The following is a 15,397-nucleotide window of genomic DNA, read 5'->3' on the forward strand; positions in this document are numbered from 1 at the left end:
TTTCCCGTATTTCCACAAAATCTATTTTCAAAATACTTTGCGTTGTGGGTAGGCGGCAAGTGAAGGCAGCTCGGGGAGCATACATAAATATGTGACCCGAGTGACTGAACGAAGCCAACCCCCCCACAACGCGAAGTATGAAGGAAATTAGGAATTAGCGATAAACTGGGAGCGTATCTCCTGCAATTCGTCTCTGACTCGCGCAGCCGCTTCAAATTCAAGATCTTGAGCATGCTTATACATTTGCGCTTCAAGTTGCGAAATCCGTTGCTCCAACTCTTTTGTTGACATTGATTGAATATCAACCGAATTATTATTTTTGGTATTGTCTTTCGTGCGGCTTTTTCCTTTGCCACCCACTTTGTGGCCAATTTGCAGGATATCACCGATTTTCTTATTCAAACCTTGTGGTACGATTCCATGTTCTTCGTTGAACGCCATTTGTTTAGCACGGCGACGCTCTGTTTCTGCAATCGCTTTTTGCATGGAGTTGGTGATCCTGTCTCCATAGAGGATTGCCTTACCATTTAAGTTACGAGCCGCACGCCCTATGGTTTGAATAAGCGAACGTTCCGAACGCAAGAAACCTTCTTTGTCCGCGTCTAAAATAGCCACCAGAGATACCTCTGGCATATCCAAGCCTTCTCTTAATAAGTTGATCCCAACCAGCACATCAAACTCACCAAGCCGCAAGTCGCGAATAATTTCCACGCGCTCGACTGTATCGATATCTGAGTGAAGATAACGAACTCGCTCCCCGTGTTCTTCGAGATATTCCGTTAAATCCTCGGCCATACGTTTAGTTAATGTGGTGACTAACACACGTTCATTTTTCTGCACACGTATACGAATTTCAGACAGTAAATCATCTACTTGGGTAGAAACTGGGCGAACTTCAATTATCGGGTCAAGTAGGCCTGTAGGCCTAACAACTTGCTCAATCACCTCATTGCCTGATTTATCAAGCTCATAGTTACCCGGTGTTGCTGAAACATAAATAGTTTGCGGCGCTAAAGCTTCAAATTCTTCAAAACGCATTGGCCGGTTATCTAATGCAGAAGGAAGACGAAAACCATATTCAACTAAGGTCTCTTTTCTTGAGCGGTCCCCTTTGTACATCGCGCCTATTTGTGGGATGGTAACGTGAGACTCATCAACCACTAGCAAGCCATCTGCAGGCAAGTAATCGAATAATGTCGGAGGTGGTTCACCGGGCGCACGACCCGATAAGTAGCGCGAATAGTTTTCAATACCTGAACAATAACCGAGCTCATTCATCATTTCTAAGTCGAATTGTGTTCGTTGGGTAATACGCTGTTCTTCAAGTAGTTTATTGTTTTCCAGTAATACTTTTCGCCTATCCGCTAATTCAACCTTAATTTGTTCCATTGCTTCAAGGATACGTTCTCTCGGGGTGACATAGTGCGTTTTTGGATAAACAGTAAAGCGAGGAACACGATGTTGTATTTGACCTGTCAATGGGTCAAATAATGATAACCGTTCAACTTCGTCATCAAATAGCTCAACGCGTAAGGCATATTCGTCTGATTCCGCTGGGAAAATATCGATAACTTCGCCGCGAACACGGAAAGTCCCTCGCGTGAAGGCTTGGTCATTACGCGTATATTGTAAGTCCGCTAAACGCCTTAAAATTGAGCGCTGGTCGATGATCATACCATCCGTTAGGTGCAACATCATTTTTAAATAGCTGTCAGGGTCACCCAAACCATAAATAGCTGACACAGAAGCCACCACGATTACATCGCGGCGTTCGAGTAAGGCCTTAGTCGCAGATAGACGCATTTGCTCAATATGTTCGTTTACAGAGGCGTCTTTTTCAATGAAAGTATCTGAGCTTGGGACGTAAGCTTCAGGCTGATAATAGTCATAGTAAGAAACGAAATATTCCACAGCGTTATCTGGGAAGAAGGCTTTCATTTCACTATAAAGCTGTGCCGCTAAGGTTTTATTATGCGCCATTAGCATGGTGGGCCGGTTCTCTTGCGCAATGACGTTGGCAATAGTGAACGTTTTACCGGACCCCGTTACGCCTAATAGAGTTTGATGAGCAAGTCCATCTTGTAGCCCTTCCCTTAATTTATGGATAGCTTCGGGTTGGTCCCCTCCCGGCTGAAAATCAGAATACAGCTTAAAATCCTTACTCATATTAACGCCCCTTAACAAGTTTCTTCCAATATGATACTGGATAAAAAACCAGCTTCAAGTATTGAAGCTAAATTTTCTGTTAATCTCCGCTCTGATATGTTTATAAAAATGTTATCCCCAAAAAAGTACTTGACCTTTTTGAAACTTTATATTTTATGCTATTGCATTTTTATGCCATACCTCAAATACAAATTGAAGGCTTGATTTTATTTAACCATTTGTATTTATTATAGATTAATTTAAAGTCCAGAATCACATCAAATAAACCCAAAGCCGCTTGTCACCTAGCGTAGAACTTGTTTTATAACGTTAATACACAAGGTTATCCACAGAAATGGTGGATAACTCTTGAAGCCCTTAGAGCTCATGGATTCACAGGATCTCTAAGATTTGCTCAATGGAGGCAAAATGACAAAAAGATGGCGGTTTAATGAAAAAATTTTTAAGTAGTAACTGCTATGAAAAACAGATTTTATCTTTTTTATTAAGATCTGAGTGGTATTTTTACTGAAATACTTGACAGTATTTTTGTTGAGAACGTTAAAAAAGATCGGCTCCCTATTTAACAATTGATCAGCCCCAAGCATTGAGTGTGGCTTGGGGAAAAGTATTGATATTTTTATATAATCAAATAGTTAATAAAGAAAGATCCAAATAGCTTCCTAATTTACCGTTGAGTGTTTTTTGGTGTGGGATCACCCCTAAACAAGGTGCTTTGATCATTCGGTTAAGTGTTGACAAATATTGCTCTTGGAAAATACCTGCGGGTTCAACTTCATTGGCAACCCAGCCGGCTACGGGTAAACCTGCAGCTTCGATAGATTCCATGGTTAACAATGCATGGTTTATACAGCCTAACTTAACACCAACGACTAAAATAACGGGGAGTTGCTGTTCAATCACCCAATCTGCATAAGTTTTTTCTACAGATAACGGAGTATACCATCCACCAGCCCCCTCGACTAATAACCAATCCGCTTGGGACTTCAAATAAGCCAACCCTTTATTTATCACTGAAAATTCAATTGGTTGGTTTAATTTCTCACTGATAATGTGCGGTGAAGTTGGCGCTTCAAATACAATAGGATTAATCGCCTCATAGGGTAATTTTACTCGACTATTGGCTTGTAATAACAACGCATCGCTATTACGTAGGCCATCCGCCGTGAGCTCACTCCCAGATGCGACAGGCTTATAGCCCACCGTATTCAAACCTTGATAACCTGCAGTTTGCAATAAAGCACAACTTACAACGGTTTTCCCTACTTCTGTATCCGTTCCTGTTACAAAATACATTTTAGTCACGGTAAATCGCTCCAAACACCGTATGATAAGTTAGAGGTAAGCCTTGCTCTGTCATTGGATAGAGCAAAGCAAGTTGCTGCAAATGCTGGCGGGTCATTAACCCTGCTTTACGCCCAGCAGTCAAATGTGTCGCCCCAATGCCTTTCAATGAATGAAGCAACGCTATTAATTCAGGAAAATAGACGGTATCCTTCTGAAAAATAAGTTTATGTCTCCATGACTGACAACTATTTTGTATCTGCTGAACACTGAGAAAGGAATTCACATGTGAATAGCCATCAAGTGAATGCCAAGCTGAAGATAATTCTGCGAGAGAATGCTCTGCAAGTGTGGTGAACACCACAACTCCCCCCGGTTTTGTCACTCGATATAATTCACTTAATGCTTTGCTGAGATCTTGGCACCATTGGACCGATAAATTGGAAAAAACCACATCAAAGGTTTGTGAATCTAACGGAATGGATTCTATGTCAGCACATAAATAATGATCAGCCACAGCTTTCGTTTGCGCCATTTCGAGCATACCAGCAGAAAGATCTAAAGCCGTGATGTGATGTCCTTGATTTTTCAGTTTATGGCTAAAATATCCCGTACCGCACCCTGCATCTAAAATATGTAATGGTGCTGTGAGTTCTGAACTGTTTAAGACTGAAGTCAGTTGACCAAGCAGTTGTGTTCCTGTTGATCGTTGATAACTTGCCACTGAGTCATAACTTTTAGCCGCACGGCCAAATGCCGCTGCAATTTTATGCTTTTCACGACTGAGCGATAAAGTCATGTAAAGCCTCCAATAATTGATCGATATCTTGACGTTGATGCGCAGCGCTTAATGTGACTCGTAACCTAGCACTCCCAGGCGGAACCGTTGGCGGCCTGATCGCTTGCACCCAAATATTTTTTTTGCGTAAGAAATTGGCTAACTGTTGGCTAGCTTGGTTTTCCCCGATAATTAATGGTTGAATAGCCGTCATTGAATTAGCCAGCTGCATGCCATTAAAATCAGCATTATTTCTAAAATACGCAATATGTTGGTTAAGGTCTTCTCGTGCTTGATCTGCGAGCTGAATTTGCTCAACTGCCGATAGAAGCGCGACAGCCTGAGCCGGAGGCATTGAAGTGCTATAAATTAAATGGCGTGCGGATTGGACAAAAAATTCAGCCGTTGGCTCATCACACAATACCGCTGCGCCACTTAAACCAAACGCTTTACCAAATGTCACGACTAAAATTTCAGGTTTAACCCCATTCGCGAAGCAACTACCACGGCCTTGTTCTCCGATAACACCAATACCGTGTGCATCATCAACCATCAGCCAAGCATGCTGATTTCTAGCGATTTCCTGCAATTGTTGAAGAGGAGCACTATCACCATCCATACTAAAAACGCCTTCTGTGACGACAAGCGTTTTTCCCGAAATAGGCTTGTGGATTAAGTTTTCGAGTGATAATGGATTATTATGCTGAAAGCGCCTTAATTGAGCCCCCGAATGAATCGAGGCTTCCATGATCGATGCATGGCTGAGCTTATCCGCTAAGATACGATCTTTTTCCGTCATTAATGCGGTGATCACCGCATGGTTCGCAGCAAATCCAGAAATAAACAATAAGGCTTTTGGGTAGCCTAGCCAACCAGCGAGCGCTTGCTCTAATTTATCATGCGCTTTGGTGAACCCTGTGATATGTCCTGATCCCCCACTCCCCACGCCATATTCATCGGCACCACGTTGCCAAGCGGCAACCACTTGGGGATGGTGAGATAACCCCAAATAGTCATTGGATGAAAAGTTGAGATATTCTTTTCCGGAAAAATAAAGAGACCTACCATTCGCATGATCAATGCACTGACGTTGACGCCAGATAGACGCCTGCTTACGCTGCTCTATCTGGTTTTGTATAAATGATTGCCAAGTCATTATACTGCTGCGTTATAAAATTGAGGGTTATCGGCGGTTAACAACGTTTCAGCTAACTTAGCGGCTTGATGGTTATCCCCTTCGTCAGTTTCAATTCGCTCAGGGTTAATATCCAGTTTTCTAAATAGTGCTAAATCTTTGTTTTCATCAGGATTTGGCGTCGTTAATAATTTACACCCATAGAATACTGAGTTCGCACCGGCCATAAAACATAATGCCTGAGTTTGCTCATTCATGTATTCACGGCCTGCCGACAGCCTAACGTATGACATTGGCATCATGATACGTGCAACGGCAATAGTACGAATAAAATCAAACGCATCGACATCTTCGTTATCTGCCATCGGGGTTCCTTCAACCTTCATCAACATGTTGATCGGCACACTTTCTGGCGGTTTAGGTAAATTTGCCAGTTGCACCAATAAGGCCGCTCGGTCACTGACTTTTTCGCCTAAGCCTAAAATCCCACCAGAGCAGACTTTGATCCCTGCGTCTCGGACATTTTCGAGTGTATTTAAGCGGTCTTGATAACTGCGAGTCGTAATAATATTGCCATAGTATTCAGGAGAGGTATCAAGGTTATGATTATAATAATCTAACCCGGCTTCTGCTAAGCGTTGAGCTTGAGAATTATCAATCATCCCTAAAGTCATACAGGTTTCCATCCCTAATGACTTCACTTCTTTTACCATCATTTCAAGATAAGGCATATCGCGTTCTTTCGGATTCCGCCATGCCGCGCCCATACAAAAACGAGTTGAACCTGCTTGCTTAGCTTTTTTCGCAGACTCCAGAACTTGCTGAACTTCCATTAGTTTTTCAGTTTCTAGTCCTGTTTTATAGCGCGCGCTTTGCGCACAATACTTACAATCTTCTGGGCAAGCCCCAGTTTTAATCGATAGCAAAGTACTGACTTGCACTTGCTGGGGGTCGAAATGTTGGCGATGAATTTGCTGTGCCTGAAATAATAATTCAAAAAAAGGCATTGAAAACAGTTCATTAGCTCGTTTTATTGTCCACTGTTTTAATTGGCTCACGGAGACTCTCCAGTTGAAAAAGTTGTTGCCAGTTTAAATATTGCGATTATCATGTCAACTAAAATGATCTAAAAAAGTTGACGATAATAGCAAATGGATAACGTAGATATTCAGTTTGATGCCAAACATATTTGGCACCCTTATACCTCGATGAGCCAGCCAATTCCGGCTTATCCGATTGTTGAAGCCCATGGCGCCGAGCTAATCATGGCCGATGGGAAAAAATTAATTGATGGCATGTCTTCATGGTGGGCAACCATTCATGGTTACAATCATCCTGTATTAAACCAAGCGGTAACAACGCAATTAGCGAAAATGTCCCATGTGATGTTTGGCGGGATTACGCACCCACCCGCAGTGAATCTATGTAAACAGTTGGTTGCTATCACACCAGAGCCGCTGGAATGTGTGTTTCTCGCTGACTCAGGCTCCGTGGCAGTTGAAGTTGCTCTGAAAATGGCATTGCAATATTGGCAAGCAAAAGGGGAAAAGCGTCAGCGCATCCTGACATTACGCCATGGATATCATGGTGATACTTTCGGTGCGATGGCCGTTTGTGACCCAGATAATTCAATGCATGGCCTGTATAAGGGGTATTTACCTCCACATATTTTTGTGGAAGCCCCTCAATGCGGTTTTTACGACGAATGGGACAGCGCCGATTTGCATCCTCTTGAAGTTCAACTTGCCGAAAATAGCGATAAAATTGCGGCGATCATCCTTGAACCGATCGTTCAAGGGGCTGGTGGAATGCGTATCTATCACCCTGAATATTTAAAGGGAGTCCGCCATTTGTGTGATCAATATGGTCTACTGTTGATCGCTGATGAAATTGCGACTGGTTTTGGTCGTACAGGTAAATTGTTTGCTTGCCATCATGCTGATATATCACCCGATATTATGTGTTTGGGTAAAGCACTAACTGGGGGCTATATGACACTTTCTGCCACACTCACAACTCGCCATGTGGCAGAAACCATTAGCAATGGTGAAGCAGGTTGCTTTATGCATGGACCAACCTTTATGGGTAACCCTCTTGCCTGTGCGGTGGCGGATGCCAGCCTGAGTTTGTTACTCAATAGTCCTTGGCAGAAAATAATTGCCACTATCGAACAACAACTTAAGGCTGAACTGATGCCTTTAATATCCCACCCTAGTGTTGCAGATGTACGTGTTCTTGGTGCAATTGGCGTGATTGAAATGAAGCAGCCAGTCAATACAGCCGCTTTACAAAAAGTATTCGTGGAAAATGGTGTTTGGGTTCGCCCATTCGGCAAACTTATTTATGTTATGCCACCGTATATCATCACCCCCGAGCAACTCAGTAAAGTAACAAATGCAATGGCAAAAGTGTTGGGATAGCACAATAAATTCAATGGTAATCGAAGTGATTTTTTCTGGATTTTTAATTAGAAAATCTTCTAAATAATTCGAGTTATAGCAAGGCGGCAATCGAGGATATCTTGGGGAGCATACATCAGTATGTGACCCAAGTAGCCGAGTGAAGCCAACACCGCTATAGCTCGAAATATGACGGAGATTAAAGGATGACTGAAATGACCCACATTGGACCTTTCCCGACCATATACCTTCCTATTTGTGTCAATTTCCCTGTAATCGGGTCAATTTCAGAAACTGAAATATGGTCTGATTTTTGCCCACTCGAAATTAAAAAACGCCCTGTCGCATCAATATTAAAGCCCCTTGGGTGCGTCTCTGTTGGGTAACGTGCTTCTAATGTTAGCTCGCAACCGTCATCAGAAACCAGATAGTGGCTGAGGTAGCTTTCAGAACGTTCACTAACATACAAATGGCGGCCATCTGGCGTAATATGGATATCGGCAGCCCAGCGCTGGCTTTCATTACCTAATGGGTAATTTGCCAAAGTTTGCATGTTACGATAGCGAGTGAATTTACGATATACGCCTACCGTTGAATCTAACTCATTCACACAATAAATGACCTTTTCAGTCGGATGGAAGGCCAGATGACGAGGGCCAGATTTTTCAGCCGTAGTAATTTGGTCTGCAGTTGCTTCGGTTAAATAACCATTTTCATGTAAATCGAATAAACGGATATGGTCTTCACCTAAGCAAGGCACCCAAAGCTGTTGATTATCAACATCAACATGAGACGAATGTGGATTTTGCAATCCTTCAATCACTTGAACGACTTGGTTTGGTACACCTTCATCATTGATAGTCAGAACTGATAGATTATGTTGATGATATGAAGGAACAAATAAATATTTGCCCGTGTTATCCAATGATAAGTGAACTGGCGTTCCCGGAACGGATGTTTCTGCTTTTAAACGTAGTAACCCTTTCTCTTCAATTTCATAGGTTACGACACGGAAATTCGGGCGCACACCAATATAAAGGTGTTTTTTATCATGGCTTAATACCATAGGTTGCACTTGACCCGGTGTTTTTACCGTTTGCAGAAGAGTAAGCTCCCCAACCTCATTCATCGACCACACGTGAATTTGCTGACTCTCGGGGCTCGCAATATAAACAACCTGATTCATCCTGACTCCTTAATTCATGATAAAAATACAAAACCGCATCTATAATCCACTATATTGGCTTCACTATACTTTATATTATGCAAATTACACTGGGTAAATAGCACTGACGCGGCTGTTACATATCGTACCAAGAACAAATAATAATGATACTAAAACGGTTCAGTTAACGTTATGATGATAAAACATATCAAGTTGACTATTTTTATAGCAATAATTTCTCATTATTCGTTAAATTCATCATCTCCCTATCTCTACCCCTTTAGTAAGATAGGTAACAACTAAATCACGTGGAGCCGTTTATGTCATACCGCGTTATTGCGCTCGATCTTGATGGAACACTGCTTGATCACCAAAAGAAAATTCTGCCTGAATCTTTAGCAGCCTTACAAGAAGCACGCCGCCAAGGCGTCAAAGTGATCATTGTCACAGGCCGCCATCATGTTGCGATTCATCCGTTTTATCAAACTTTAGATCTCGATACTCCAGCCATTTGTTGTAATGGAACCTACCTATACGACTATTTAGGCAAAAAAGTTCTAAAATCAGATCCTATGACCCTCGATTCTGTCACACAAATGATAGACAAACTGCGTGGAACAGATATTCAGCATTTAATGTATGTTGATAATGCAATGCTCTATAACGCACAAACAGAAGGCATTAAACGTACATTGAATTGGGCCGAATCCTTACCTGTTGCACAGCGCCCAACCATTGAATTTGTTGAAGATTACGCTGATGTGATGCATAACTATGATTCTATTTGGAAATTTGCTGTTAGCTCGCCAAATACGGAGCAGCTTCATCAAGTCGTTAGCGAAATTGAAAATGATTTTGGTTTGGACTGTGAATGGTCTTGGATGGATCAGGTTGATGTCGGCCGCAAAGGCAATAGCAAAGGCCAACGCTTAAAAGAGTGGGTCGAATCCCAAGGGATGACGATGAATGATGTTGTGGCTTTCGGTGACAATTTTAATGACTTAAGTATGCTGACAACCGCAGGTTTAGGTGTAGCAATGGGCAATGCCGTTGATGAAATCAAGCAACAAGCTAAGCTCGTGACTCGAATTAATACTGAACCGGGTATTGCTGAAGTTATCCGTAAGTACGTTCTGTAACGTCCAATTATTTTATTAATTCAAGGAAAGCTCAGCTTTCCTTTTCTTATTTTCTATTGTCACAGCGCCAAGAACGACGAGTGATTATAGATGACGAGATAGCGATACAGCCTTCACTTGCGCATAAACTTTACGCCCTTTGCGAATAGAAAGCTCATCCCTTGCCCAGCGAGTGATCCGCGCCCATAAATAATGTTCTTCGCCTAAATCTAGCTTCACATCTACTTGCTCGCCATCTTCAATCCATTCAACCACTTCTGCGGCTAAAATATTACGAATACTGCTCACTTGTGGTTTTTCGAGTACCAAAGAAACATCTGCAGCGTCAATACGTATACGCACATCAACACCTTGTTGGGCTTCAACTCGAGGGATCCACAGTTTTTGGCTACCAACAATCACCGCTGTCATTTCATAATCAGAGTGTTGGCTATGCACCGTTGCACTTACCACACTGCTTAATGTTTCTTGCTGTAACCAAGGGCGCAAAGCACTACTTGCCCAAACATCTTCCAAAGCGCCAAATGCTTTAACTTTTCCCTGCGCCATGACAATCACTTTGTCAGCCAGACGCAATATTTCATCCAAACTATGGCTGACATATAAAATGGGAATTTTCACGTCTTGAGAAAGCTTTTCTAAATACGGCAGCAATTCACGCTTTCGAGGTAAATCCAAAGAGGCTAACGGCTCATCCATTAGGAGAATTTCAGGGGCTGTAAGTAATGCGCGGCCAATGGCGACTCGTTGTTTTTCACCACCAGAAAGGGTTATCGGATAGCGATTGAGTAATTTTTCAATCCCTAACAATTCAACAATATCATCGAAGCGGTCTTTCATTACGGGTGACATGCCATAACGCAAATTGCTTTTCACCCGATAATGGGGAAATAGCCGTGCATCTTGAAATACATAACCGATATGGCGTTGTTCAGGTGGTAAGCAAATACCTTTTTCCATATCCACCAATGTGCGACCATTTAATACAACGCGCCCTGTATTAGGTTTAGTTAACCCACCTATCACATTGATAAGCGAGGTTTTACCTGCGCCTGAAAGCCCAAAAACGGCAGTAATACTTTCCGTTGGCAATTGCGTTGTGACTTCAAGCTGCAAGTCCCCTAGTTTTTGAGAAAAGTCGAGTTCTAACATGCTAAGCCCCCCCCAAACGCTTTTTACCCCAACGGGTGAGCCACTCTGAAATCAGTAATGAAATCAAGGCTAAAATAATCGCAATCACACATAAACGTGCAGCGTCTACCTCAGCCCCTGGCGTTTCGATTAAGGTGTACATCGCTAATGGGATGGTTTGTGTTTCACCTGGTATATTCGAAACAAAAGTAATTGTGGCGCCAAATTCACCAAGTGAACGTGCAAATGCTAATACTGTTCCGACAATAATACCGGGAAGAGAAAGCGGAATGGTGATCGTGAAAAAGACACGTAACGGTGTTGCGCCTAATGTCCTCGCGGCTAATTCCAATTTTTGGTCAACCGCTTCAAGCGCTAAACGGATCGCACGTACCATCAGTGGAAACGCAACCACGGCAGACGCAAGCGCAGCCCCCCGCCAACTAAAGGTAAAACTAAATCCAAACCAGTTATATAGCCATTCACCGATAAAACCGCGTTTACCCATACTGATCAATAATAAATACCCCACTACCACTGGCGGCAATACCAGTGGTAGATGAATAATACTATCGAGCAGTGTTTTTCCAGGAAAATTACAGCGAACCAATACCCATGCCATTAAAATACCCAATGGCAAACTGAAAATTACAGCCACACTGGATACTTTTAGACTTAGATAAATCGCTTCCCATTCATAAGGACTTAACATCTGCAAAAAAATACTCTCTTAACATTTATTTAGTACGAGGTTCAAAACCATAACGTTTGAATACTTCTGAAGCCGCTGGGGTTTTCAAGTATTCATAATAATCACGGGTTGCTTTGTTATCTTGATCTTTAACAATTGCCATTGGGTATTCAACAGGTTTATGGGTATCAGCAGGGAAGACACCTACCACTTTGACTTTTTGGCTAGCGACAGCATCAGAGCCATATACAATACCTAAAGGCGCTTCTTGGCGCTCAACCAATGCCATACCACTACGCACGTTATTCGTACGTGCTAACAGCGGGTCAACTGTTTCCCATGCACCTAAGTTGCTTAATGCTTCTTTGGCATAAATACCAACAGGGACATGGTCAGGGTCACCAACGGCTAAACGACCACCATCTAACAGTTTTTTCCAATCAGTTTGTTTATTAATTTCAACTTTATCAATTTTGGCATCTTTCGGTGCAATTAACACCAATTCATTACCTAATAATGTATAGCGTGTATCTTCTACCATCAATTTTTTATCGATAGCATAATCCATCCATTGTTGGTCAGCCGAAATGAATAAATTAGCGGGGGCACCTTGCTCAATTTGACGAGCCAGCGTTGAAGAAGACGCATAGGATGCAACAACCTCTACTTTAGTGTCTTTCTTATATTGCTCAGAAATTTCATTCAGTGCATTAGTTAGAGAAGCCGCTGCAAAAACCGTAATTTTATCAGCTGCAAAGCTATTGCTAGCCATCGTTAACGTCAATGTTGCGCCAGCGAGAAGTGATACCAAACCTTTTTTCATTTTTATCTACCCTAGTATTAATCGACACGTTATATATAACAGGATACAGCGATAACTTAAAGTCAAACTCGTAATAAAAGTGTGCTGGCGCAAGAAATGATGCAATTTTGTTGCATGTTTTCTCTAAAATCCCACGAACGATGAAAAATTCCTCAGCCGTAAAATCGTTTTTATATAGAGAACAATTTATATCCTTTGTAACTTTATCGGCACAAATCGTACACAATTGAATATTTTATCCAACTTTTGCAGGTAGATAAAAACAGAGGAGATAATATGGCTATTCAACCGACAGCGCTTTCTCCAACCCAAGCTCACTATATGAGTGGATTAACCATTGAGCAATTTAATGGGTTATTTGAAAAAAATATTTCCCCTGAAGCTTTAGCTTCTTTGGCGGAATCTGCGGGTGATGGAAACCTAAATAGTATTGATTTACTACACAATATCGCTCTTAGACAGGATTCAGCTGGAAAAAACGCAGAAAATATCCTATTTGATTTATTTAGTGGAAAACGTTCTGCAGTAAAAGGGATCGATAAAGAAATACAAAAAACCAGTCAGGTTCTGTATCAATCTCAACACCATCGAGAGGTTTTTAAACACCCATCTAAACTGTTGTATATCATTGGTTCAACCTTAGAAAAACTCGACGATAAAATCGAATTAACCAATTTATTTGTGCAAAACCTACCTCCAGTGTTAGGCAATGAATCAAATCTCTGGGGTAATAATCGGATGATAACTTGTGATGAGATTGATTCAAGTAATAAAAATAACCCAACTTTGCCATCAAATATGATGGTCAATAGCCCAATAGGCCTCATCCAAAGCGGGGACAATTTATTAGCAGAGATAATTGAACAAAAAGCCCCTGAGAGTGTAAAATTAAAACAATTCGAATTATTCCCTATCAATGTCAATGATAACCATTGGGTCTTGTTTGTACTCTATCAAGCAGATCCAATACATCAACCAGCGGATAATAATCAATCAGCGAATAATAAAAGAAAATGCATTCTATTTAATTCATACGATAACGTGAGTACCGATATTCGAAAAGAAATAACAGTGGCAGCAAAAAAGGCCGATGTCGCTGAAGAAGATATCACTTACATAGAAGGAAACATCCAACAACAAGTCCCTAACGGATGTGGATTATTCGTTGTTGAAGCTATTAAGCAACTCACTGAAAATACTCAGCAAGATCCTTATGATACATTAAAAGAATTTCAAGAAAGTTTTATAAAAAAGACGATGGCTGAACAAAAAGAGTTTAATATTCAAAACCGCAGACAACTATATTCAAATTACCATGATAGCAAATATCCATCATTATAATGCCCACTGCTATATGAAAAACCCCCTGACTGCATTTACAATCAGGGGGTCTATAATCAGTCAGACAAGAAATTTTGTTAAAAATTACTTGTTTTCAGTATTATGATGATGAGGTACGTGTGCTTTAGACAGTAAGTTAAAGAACGCGCCCAAACCGTAGATCAAACCCATGATCAAAAACATAACAACTGGAACCATCATCAGGGCAAAACCCAAACTTTTAATTAGTTCTAACATAGGAAAAAGCCTCTTCAGTGATACTGTACCCACCAGCCTACAAGATACGCTGACGAGGGAAAACTTGACTCTCAGTATATTGAGTATAAATCAAATCAAAATAATAACGCACAATTACGTTATAATGGAGACTATTTTAGACAAAATATTATACTAACGACATACTAAACGTGCTTTTTACGTCTGTCATCACCAGACACGTCGGAAGGGAGAAATTTATGCAGGCCGAAATTTTACTCACACTGAAACTACAGGGCAGTTTATTTGCTGATCCTCGCCGTATCGCGCTACTAAAACAAATTAAAGCGACAGGGTCAATCAGCCAAGGCGCTAAACTCGCAGGGATCAGCTATAAAAGTGCTTGGGATGCCATCAATGAAATGAATCAACTCACTGATGATATCCTTGTTGATAGAGCAACAGGTGGTAAAGGCGGTGGCGGCACAACACTCACCCACTATGGTGAAAGATTACTTCAACTTTATGATTTACTGGCGCAAATTCAACAAAAAGCCTTCGATGTACTCAAAGAAGATAATCTCCCTTTAGACAGCTTATTGGCGGCTATTTCACGGTTTTCATTGCAAACCAGTGCCCGTAACCAATTTTTTGGTACTTTAATTTCCCGTGACCATATGCAAGTTCAACAACATGTACAAATTCGCTTAGCCGATAACAGCACTGTGATTAATGCCGCACTAACAGAGCAAAGCGCTAACCGTTTAGGGTTAACGGAAGGGAAAGAAGTGCTTGCATTGATTAAAGCACCTTGGGTCAAAATTACTAAACAACCTAACCCAACAGGCTTTGATAACCGCCTTGAAGGCAAAATTACCACTTTAGAGCGGGGTGATGAGAACAGTGAAGTGATTGTGACACTCACAGGCGGTGAAACTTTATGTTCAACTATGCCAAATAGCGAAATCGATGCCCAATCTTTGAAAGTGAATAATAGCGTTATGGCATTATTCAATGCGGACCAAGTGATTGTTGCCACACTTTGCTAATTTGCTAGTTTGCCCTGCTTACTTACAATAAAAGTAAGTAAGCATTCACCTTTTTTCCTTATCATATCGTTCTGTTGTTGACTTTAGCTTCAATCCTGATT

At 41.4% G+C, this 15,397-nt stretch carries 14 protein-coding genes; 4 read left to right on the top strand and 10 right to left on the bottom strand.

Going from position 1 to position 15,397, the window contains the following annotated elements:
* Window positions 1–147 precede the first annotated feature (147 nt).
* The 5 genes from uvrB to bioB all read right to left on the bottom strand — a co-directional run bounded on the left by uvrB (window position 148) and on the right by bioB (window position 6,421).
* The gene (gene uvrB, locus P3L44_RS15070) at window positions 148–2,166 is read right to left on the bottom strand and encodes an excinuclease ABC subunit UvrB (protein ID WP_004256681.1); all 2,019 of its coding nucleotides are present in this window, start codon (window positions 2,164–2,166) and stop codon (window positions 148–150) included.
* A 627-nt stretch (window positions 2,167–2,793) separates the two neighbouring features.
* Entirely contained in the window at window positions 2,794–3,471 is a 678-nt protein-coding gene (bioD, locus tag P3L44_RS15075; RefSeq protein WP_272661714.1) for a dethiobiotin synthase, read from the bottom strand.
* Entirely contained in the window at window positions 3,464–4,249 is a 786-nt protein-coding gene (gene bioC, locus P3L44_RS15080; protein WP_004256683.1) for a malonyl-ACP O-methyltransferase BioC, read from the bottom strand. Before bioC ends, bioD begins: the two co-directional genes overlap by 8 nt.
* Window positions 4,227–5,384 (bottom strand): 8-amino-7-oxononanoate synthase, encoded by a 1,158-nt coding sequence (gene bioF, locus P3L44_RS15085; RefSeq protein ID WP_272661713.1) that lies wholly within the window; start codon window positions 5,382–5,384, stop codon window positions 4,227–4,229. Before bioF ends, bioC begins: the two co-directional genes overlap by 23 nt.
* The gene (gene bioB, locus P3L44_RS15090; protein WP_140170864.1) at window positions 5,384–6,421 is read right to left on the bottom strand and encodes a biotin synthase BioB; all 1,038 of its coding nucleotides are present in this window, start codon (window positions 6,419–6,421) and stop codon (window positions 5,384–5,386) included. The genes bioF and bioB overlap by 1 nt, the downstream gene beginning before the upstream one ends.
* A gap of 93 nt (window positions 6,422–6,514) precedes the next feature.
* Between bioB and bioA the strand changes: the two genes are divergently transcribed.
* The gene (gene bioA, locus P3L44_RS15095) at window positions 6,515–7,783 is read left to right on the top strand and encodes an adenosylmethionine--8-amino-7-oxononanoate transaminase (RefSeq protein WP_110591357.1); all 1,269 of its coding nucleotides are present in this window, start codon (window positions 6,515–6,517) and stop codon (window positions 7,781–7,783) included.
* 178 nt (window positions 7,784–7,961) lie between these two features.
* Here bioA and pgl read toward each other — a convergent pair whose 3' ends face one another.
* Window positions 7,962–8,948 carry a 6-phosphogluconolactonase gene (pgl, locus tag P3L44_RS15100; protein ID WP_140170866.1) on the bottom strand — a complete coding sequence of 329 codons (987 nt, stop codon included), beginning with the start codon at window positions 8,946–8,948 and terminating at the stop codon, window positions 7,962–7,964.
* 299 nt (window positions 8,949–9,247) lie between these two features.
* Between pgl and P3L44_RS15105 the strand changes: the two genes are divergently transcribed.
* Complete coding sequence (locus P3L44_RS15105) at window positions 9,248–10,066, top strand: pyridoxal phosphatase (protein WP_112307670.1); 819 nt, start codon at window positions 9,248–9,250, stop codon at window positions 10,064–10,066.
* An 84-nt stretch (window positions 10,067–10,150) separates the two neighbouring features.
* Here the strand turns inward: P3L44_RS15105 and modC are convergent, their stop codons facing one another.
* Genes modC through modA form a run of 3 tightly spaced genes read right to left on the bottom strand, consistent with a single transcriptional unit; the run spans window position 10,151 to window position 12,711 of the window.
* The gene (gene modC, locus P3L44_RS15110; RefSeq protein ID WP_272661712.1) at window positions 10,151–11,218 is read right to left on the bottom strand and encodes a molybdenum ABC transporter ATP-binding protein ModC; all 1,068 of its coding nucleotides are present in this window, start codon (window positions 11,216–11,218) and stop codon (window positions 10,151–10,153) included.
* 1 nt (window position 11,219) lies between these two features.
* Window positions 11,220–11,909, bottom strand: coding sequence for a molybdate ABC transporter permease subunit (modB, locus tag P3L44_RS15115; protein WP_272661797.1), 690 nt, complete (start codon window positions 11,907–11,909; stop codon window positions 11,220–11,222).
* A gap of 25 nt (window positions 11,910–11,934) precedes the next feature.
* The gene (gene modA / locus P3L44_RS15120; protein WP_096864111.1) at window positions 11,935–12,711 is read right to left on the bottom strand and encodes a molybdate ABC transporter substrate-binding protein; all 777 of its coding nucleotides are present in this window, start codon (window positions 12,709–12,711) and stop codon (window positions 11,935–11,937) included.
* A gap of 276 nt (window positions 12,712–12,987) precedes the next feature.
* Here modA and P3L44_RS15125 point away from each other — a divergent pair, with 276 nt between their 5' ends.
* On the top strand, window positions 12,988–14,052 hold the full coding sequence (locus P3L44_RS15125; RefSeq protein WP_140170869.1) for an ElaD/SseL family deubiquitinase: 1,065 nt from the start codon (window positions 12,988–12,990) through the stop codon (window positions 14,050–14,052).
* 84 nt (window positions 14,053–14,136) lie between these two features.
* Here P3L44_RS15125 and P3L44_RS15130 read toward each other — a convergent pair whose 3' ends face one another.
* On the bottom strand, window positions 14,137–14,289 hold the full coding sequence (locus P3L44_RS15130; protein WP_004256731.1) for an AcrZ family multidrug efflux pump-associated protein: 153 nt from the start codon (window positions 14,287–14,289) through the stop codon (window positions 14,137–14,139).
* Between the two features lie 218 nt (window positions 14,290–14,507).
* Between P3L44_RS15130 and modE the strand changes: the two genes are divergently transcribed.
* Window positions 14,508–15,296 (top strand): molybdenum-dependent transcriptional regulator, encoded by a 789-nt coding sequence (gene modE / locus P3L44_RS15135; protein ID WP_094962410.1) that lies wholly within the window; start codon window positions 14,508–14,510, stop codon window positions 15,294–15,296.
* Window positions 15,297–15,397 lie beyond the last annotated feature (101 nt).

This window comes from Providencia sp. PROV175, from assembly GCF_032707045.1.
GTDB lineage: Bacteria > Pseudomonadota > Gammaproteobacteria > Enterobacterales > Enterobacteriaceae > Providencia > Providencia hangzhouensis.

Bases quoted from the DNA above. Each gene is read 5' to 3' on its own strand.
- modB (WP_272661797.1), bottom strand. From the start codon at position 11,909: ATGTTAAGTCCTTATGAATGGGAAGCGATTTATCTAAGTCTAAAAGTA.
- P3L44_RS15105 (WP_112307670.1), top strand. From the start codon at position 9,248: ATGTCATACCGCGTTATTGCGCTCGATCTTGATGGAACACTGCTTGAT.
- P3L44_RS15125 (WP_140170869.1), top strand. From the start codon at position 12,988: ATGGCTATTCAACCGACAGCGCTTTCTCCAACCCAAGCTCACTATATG.
- bioC (WP_004256683.1), bottom strand. From the start codon at position 4,249: ATGACTTTATCGCTCAGTCGTGAAAAGCATAAAATTGCAGCGGCATTT.
- modA (WP_096864111.1), bottom strand. From the start codon at position 12,711: ATGAAAAAAGGTTTGGTATCACTTCTCGCTGGCGCAACATTGACGTTA.
- modC (WP_272661712.1), bottom strand. From the start codon at position 11,218: ATGTTAGAACTCGACTTTTCTCAAAAACTAGGGGACTTGCAGCTTGAA.
- modE (WP_094962410.1), top strand. From the start codon at position 14,508: ATGCAGGCCGAAATTTTACTCACACTGAAACTACAGGGCAGTTTATTT.
- bioA (WP_110591357.1), top strand. From the start codon at position 6,515: ATGGATAACGTAGATATTCAGTTTGATGCCAAACATATTTGGCACCCT.
- bioF (WP_272661713.1), bottom strand. From the start codon at position 5,384: ATGACTTGGCAATCATTTATACAAAACCAGATAGAGCAGCGTAAGCAG.
- uvrB (WP_004256681.1), bottom strand. From the start codon at position 2,166: ATGAGTAAGGATTTTAAGCTGTATTCTGATTTTCAGCCGGGAGGGGAC.
- pgl (WP_140170866.1), bottom strand. From the start codon at position 8,948: ATGAATCAGGTTGTTTATATTGCGAGCCCCGAGAGTCAGCAAATTCAC.
- P3L44_RS15130 (WP_004256731.1), bottom strand. From the start codon at position 14,289: ATGTTAGAACTAATTAAAAGTTTGGGTTTTGCCCTGATGATGGTTCCA.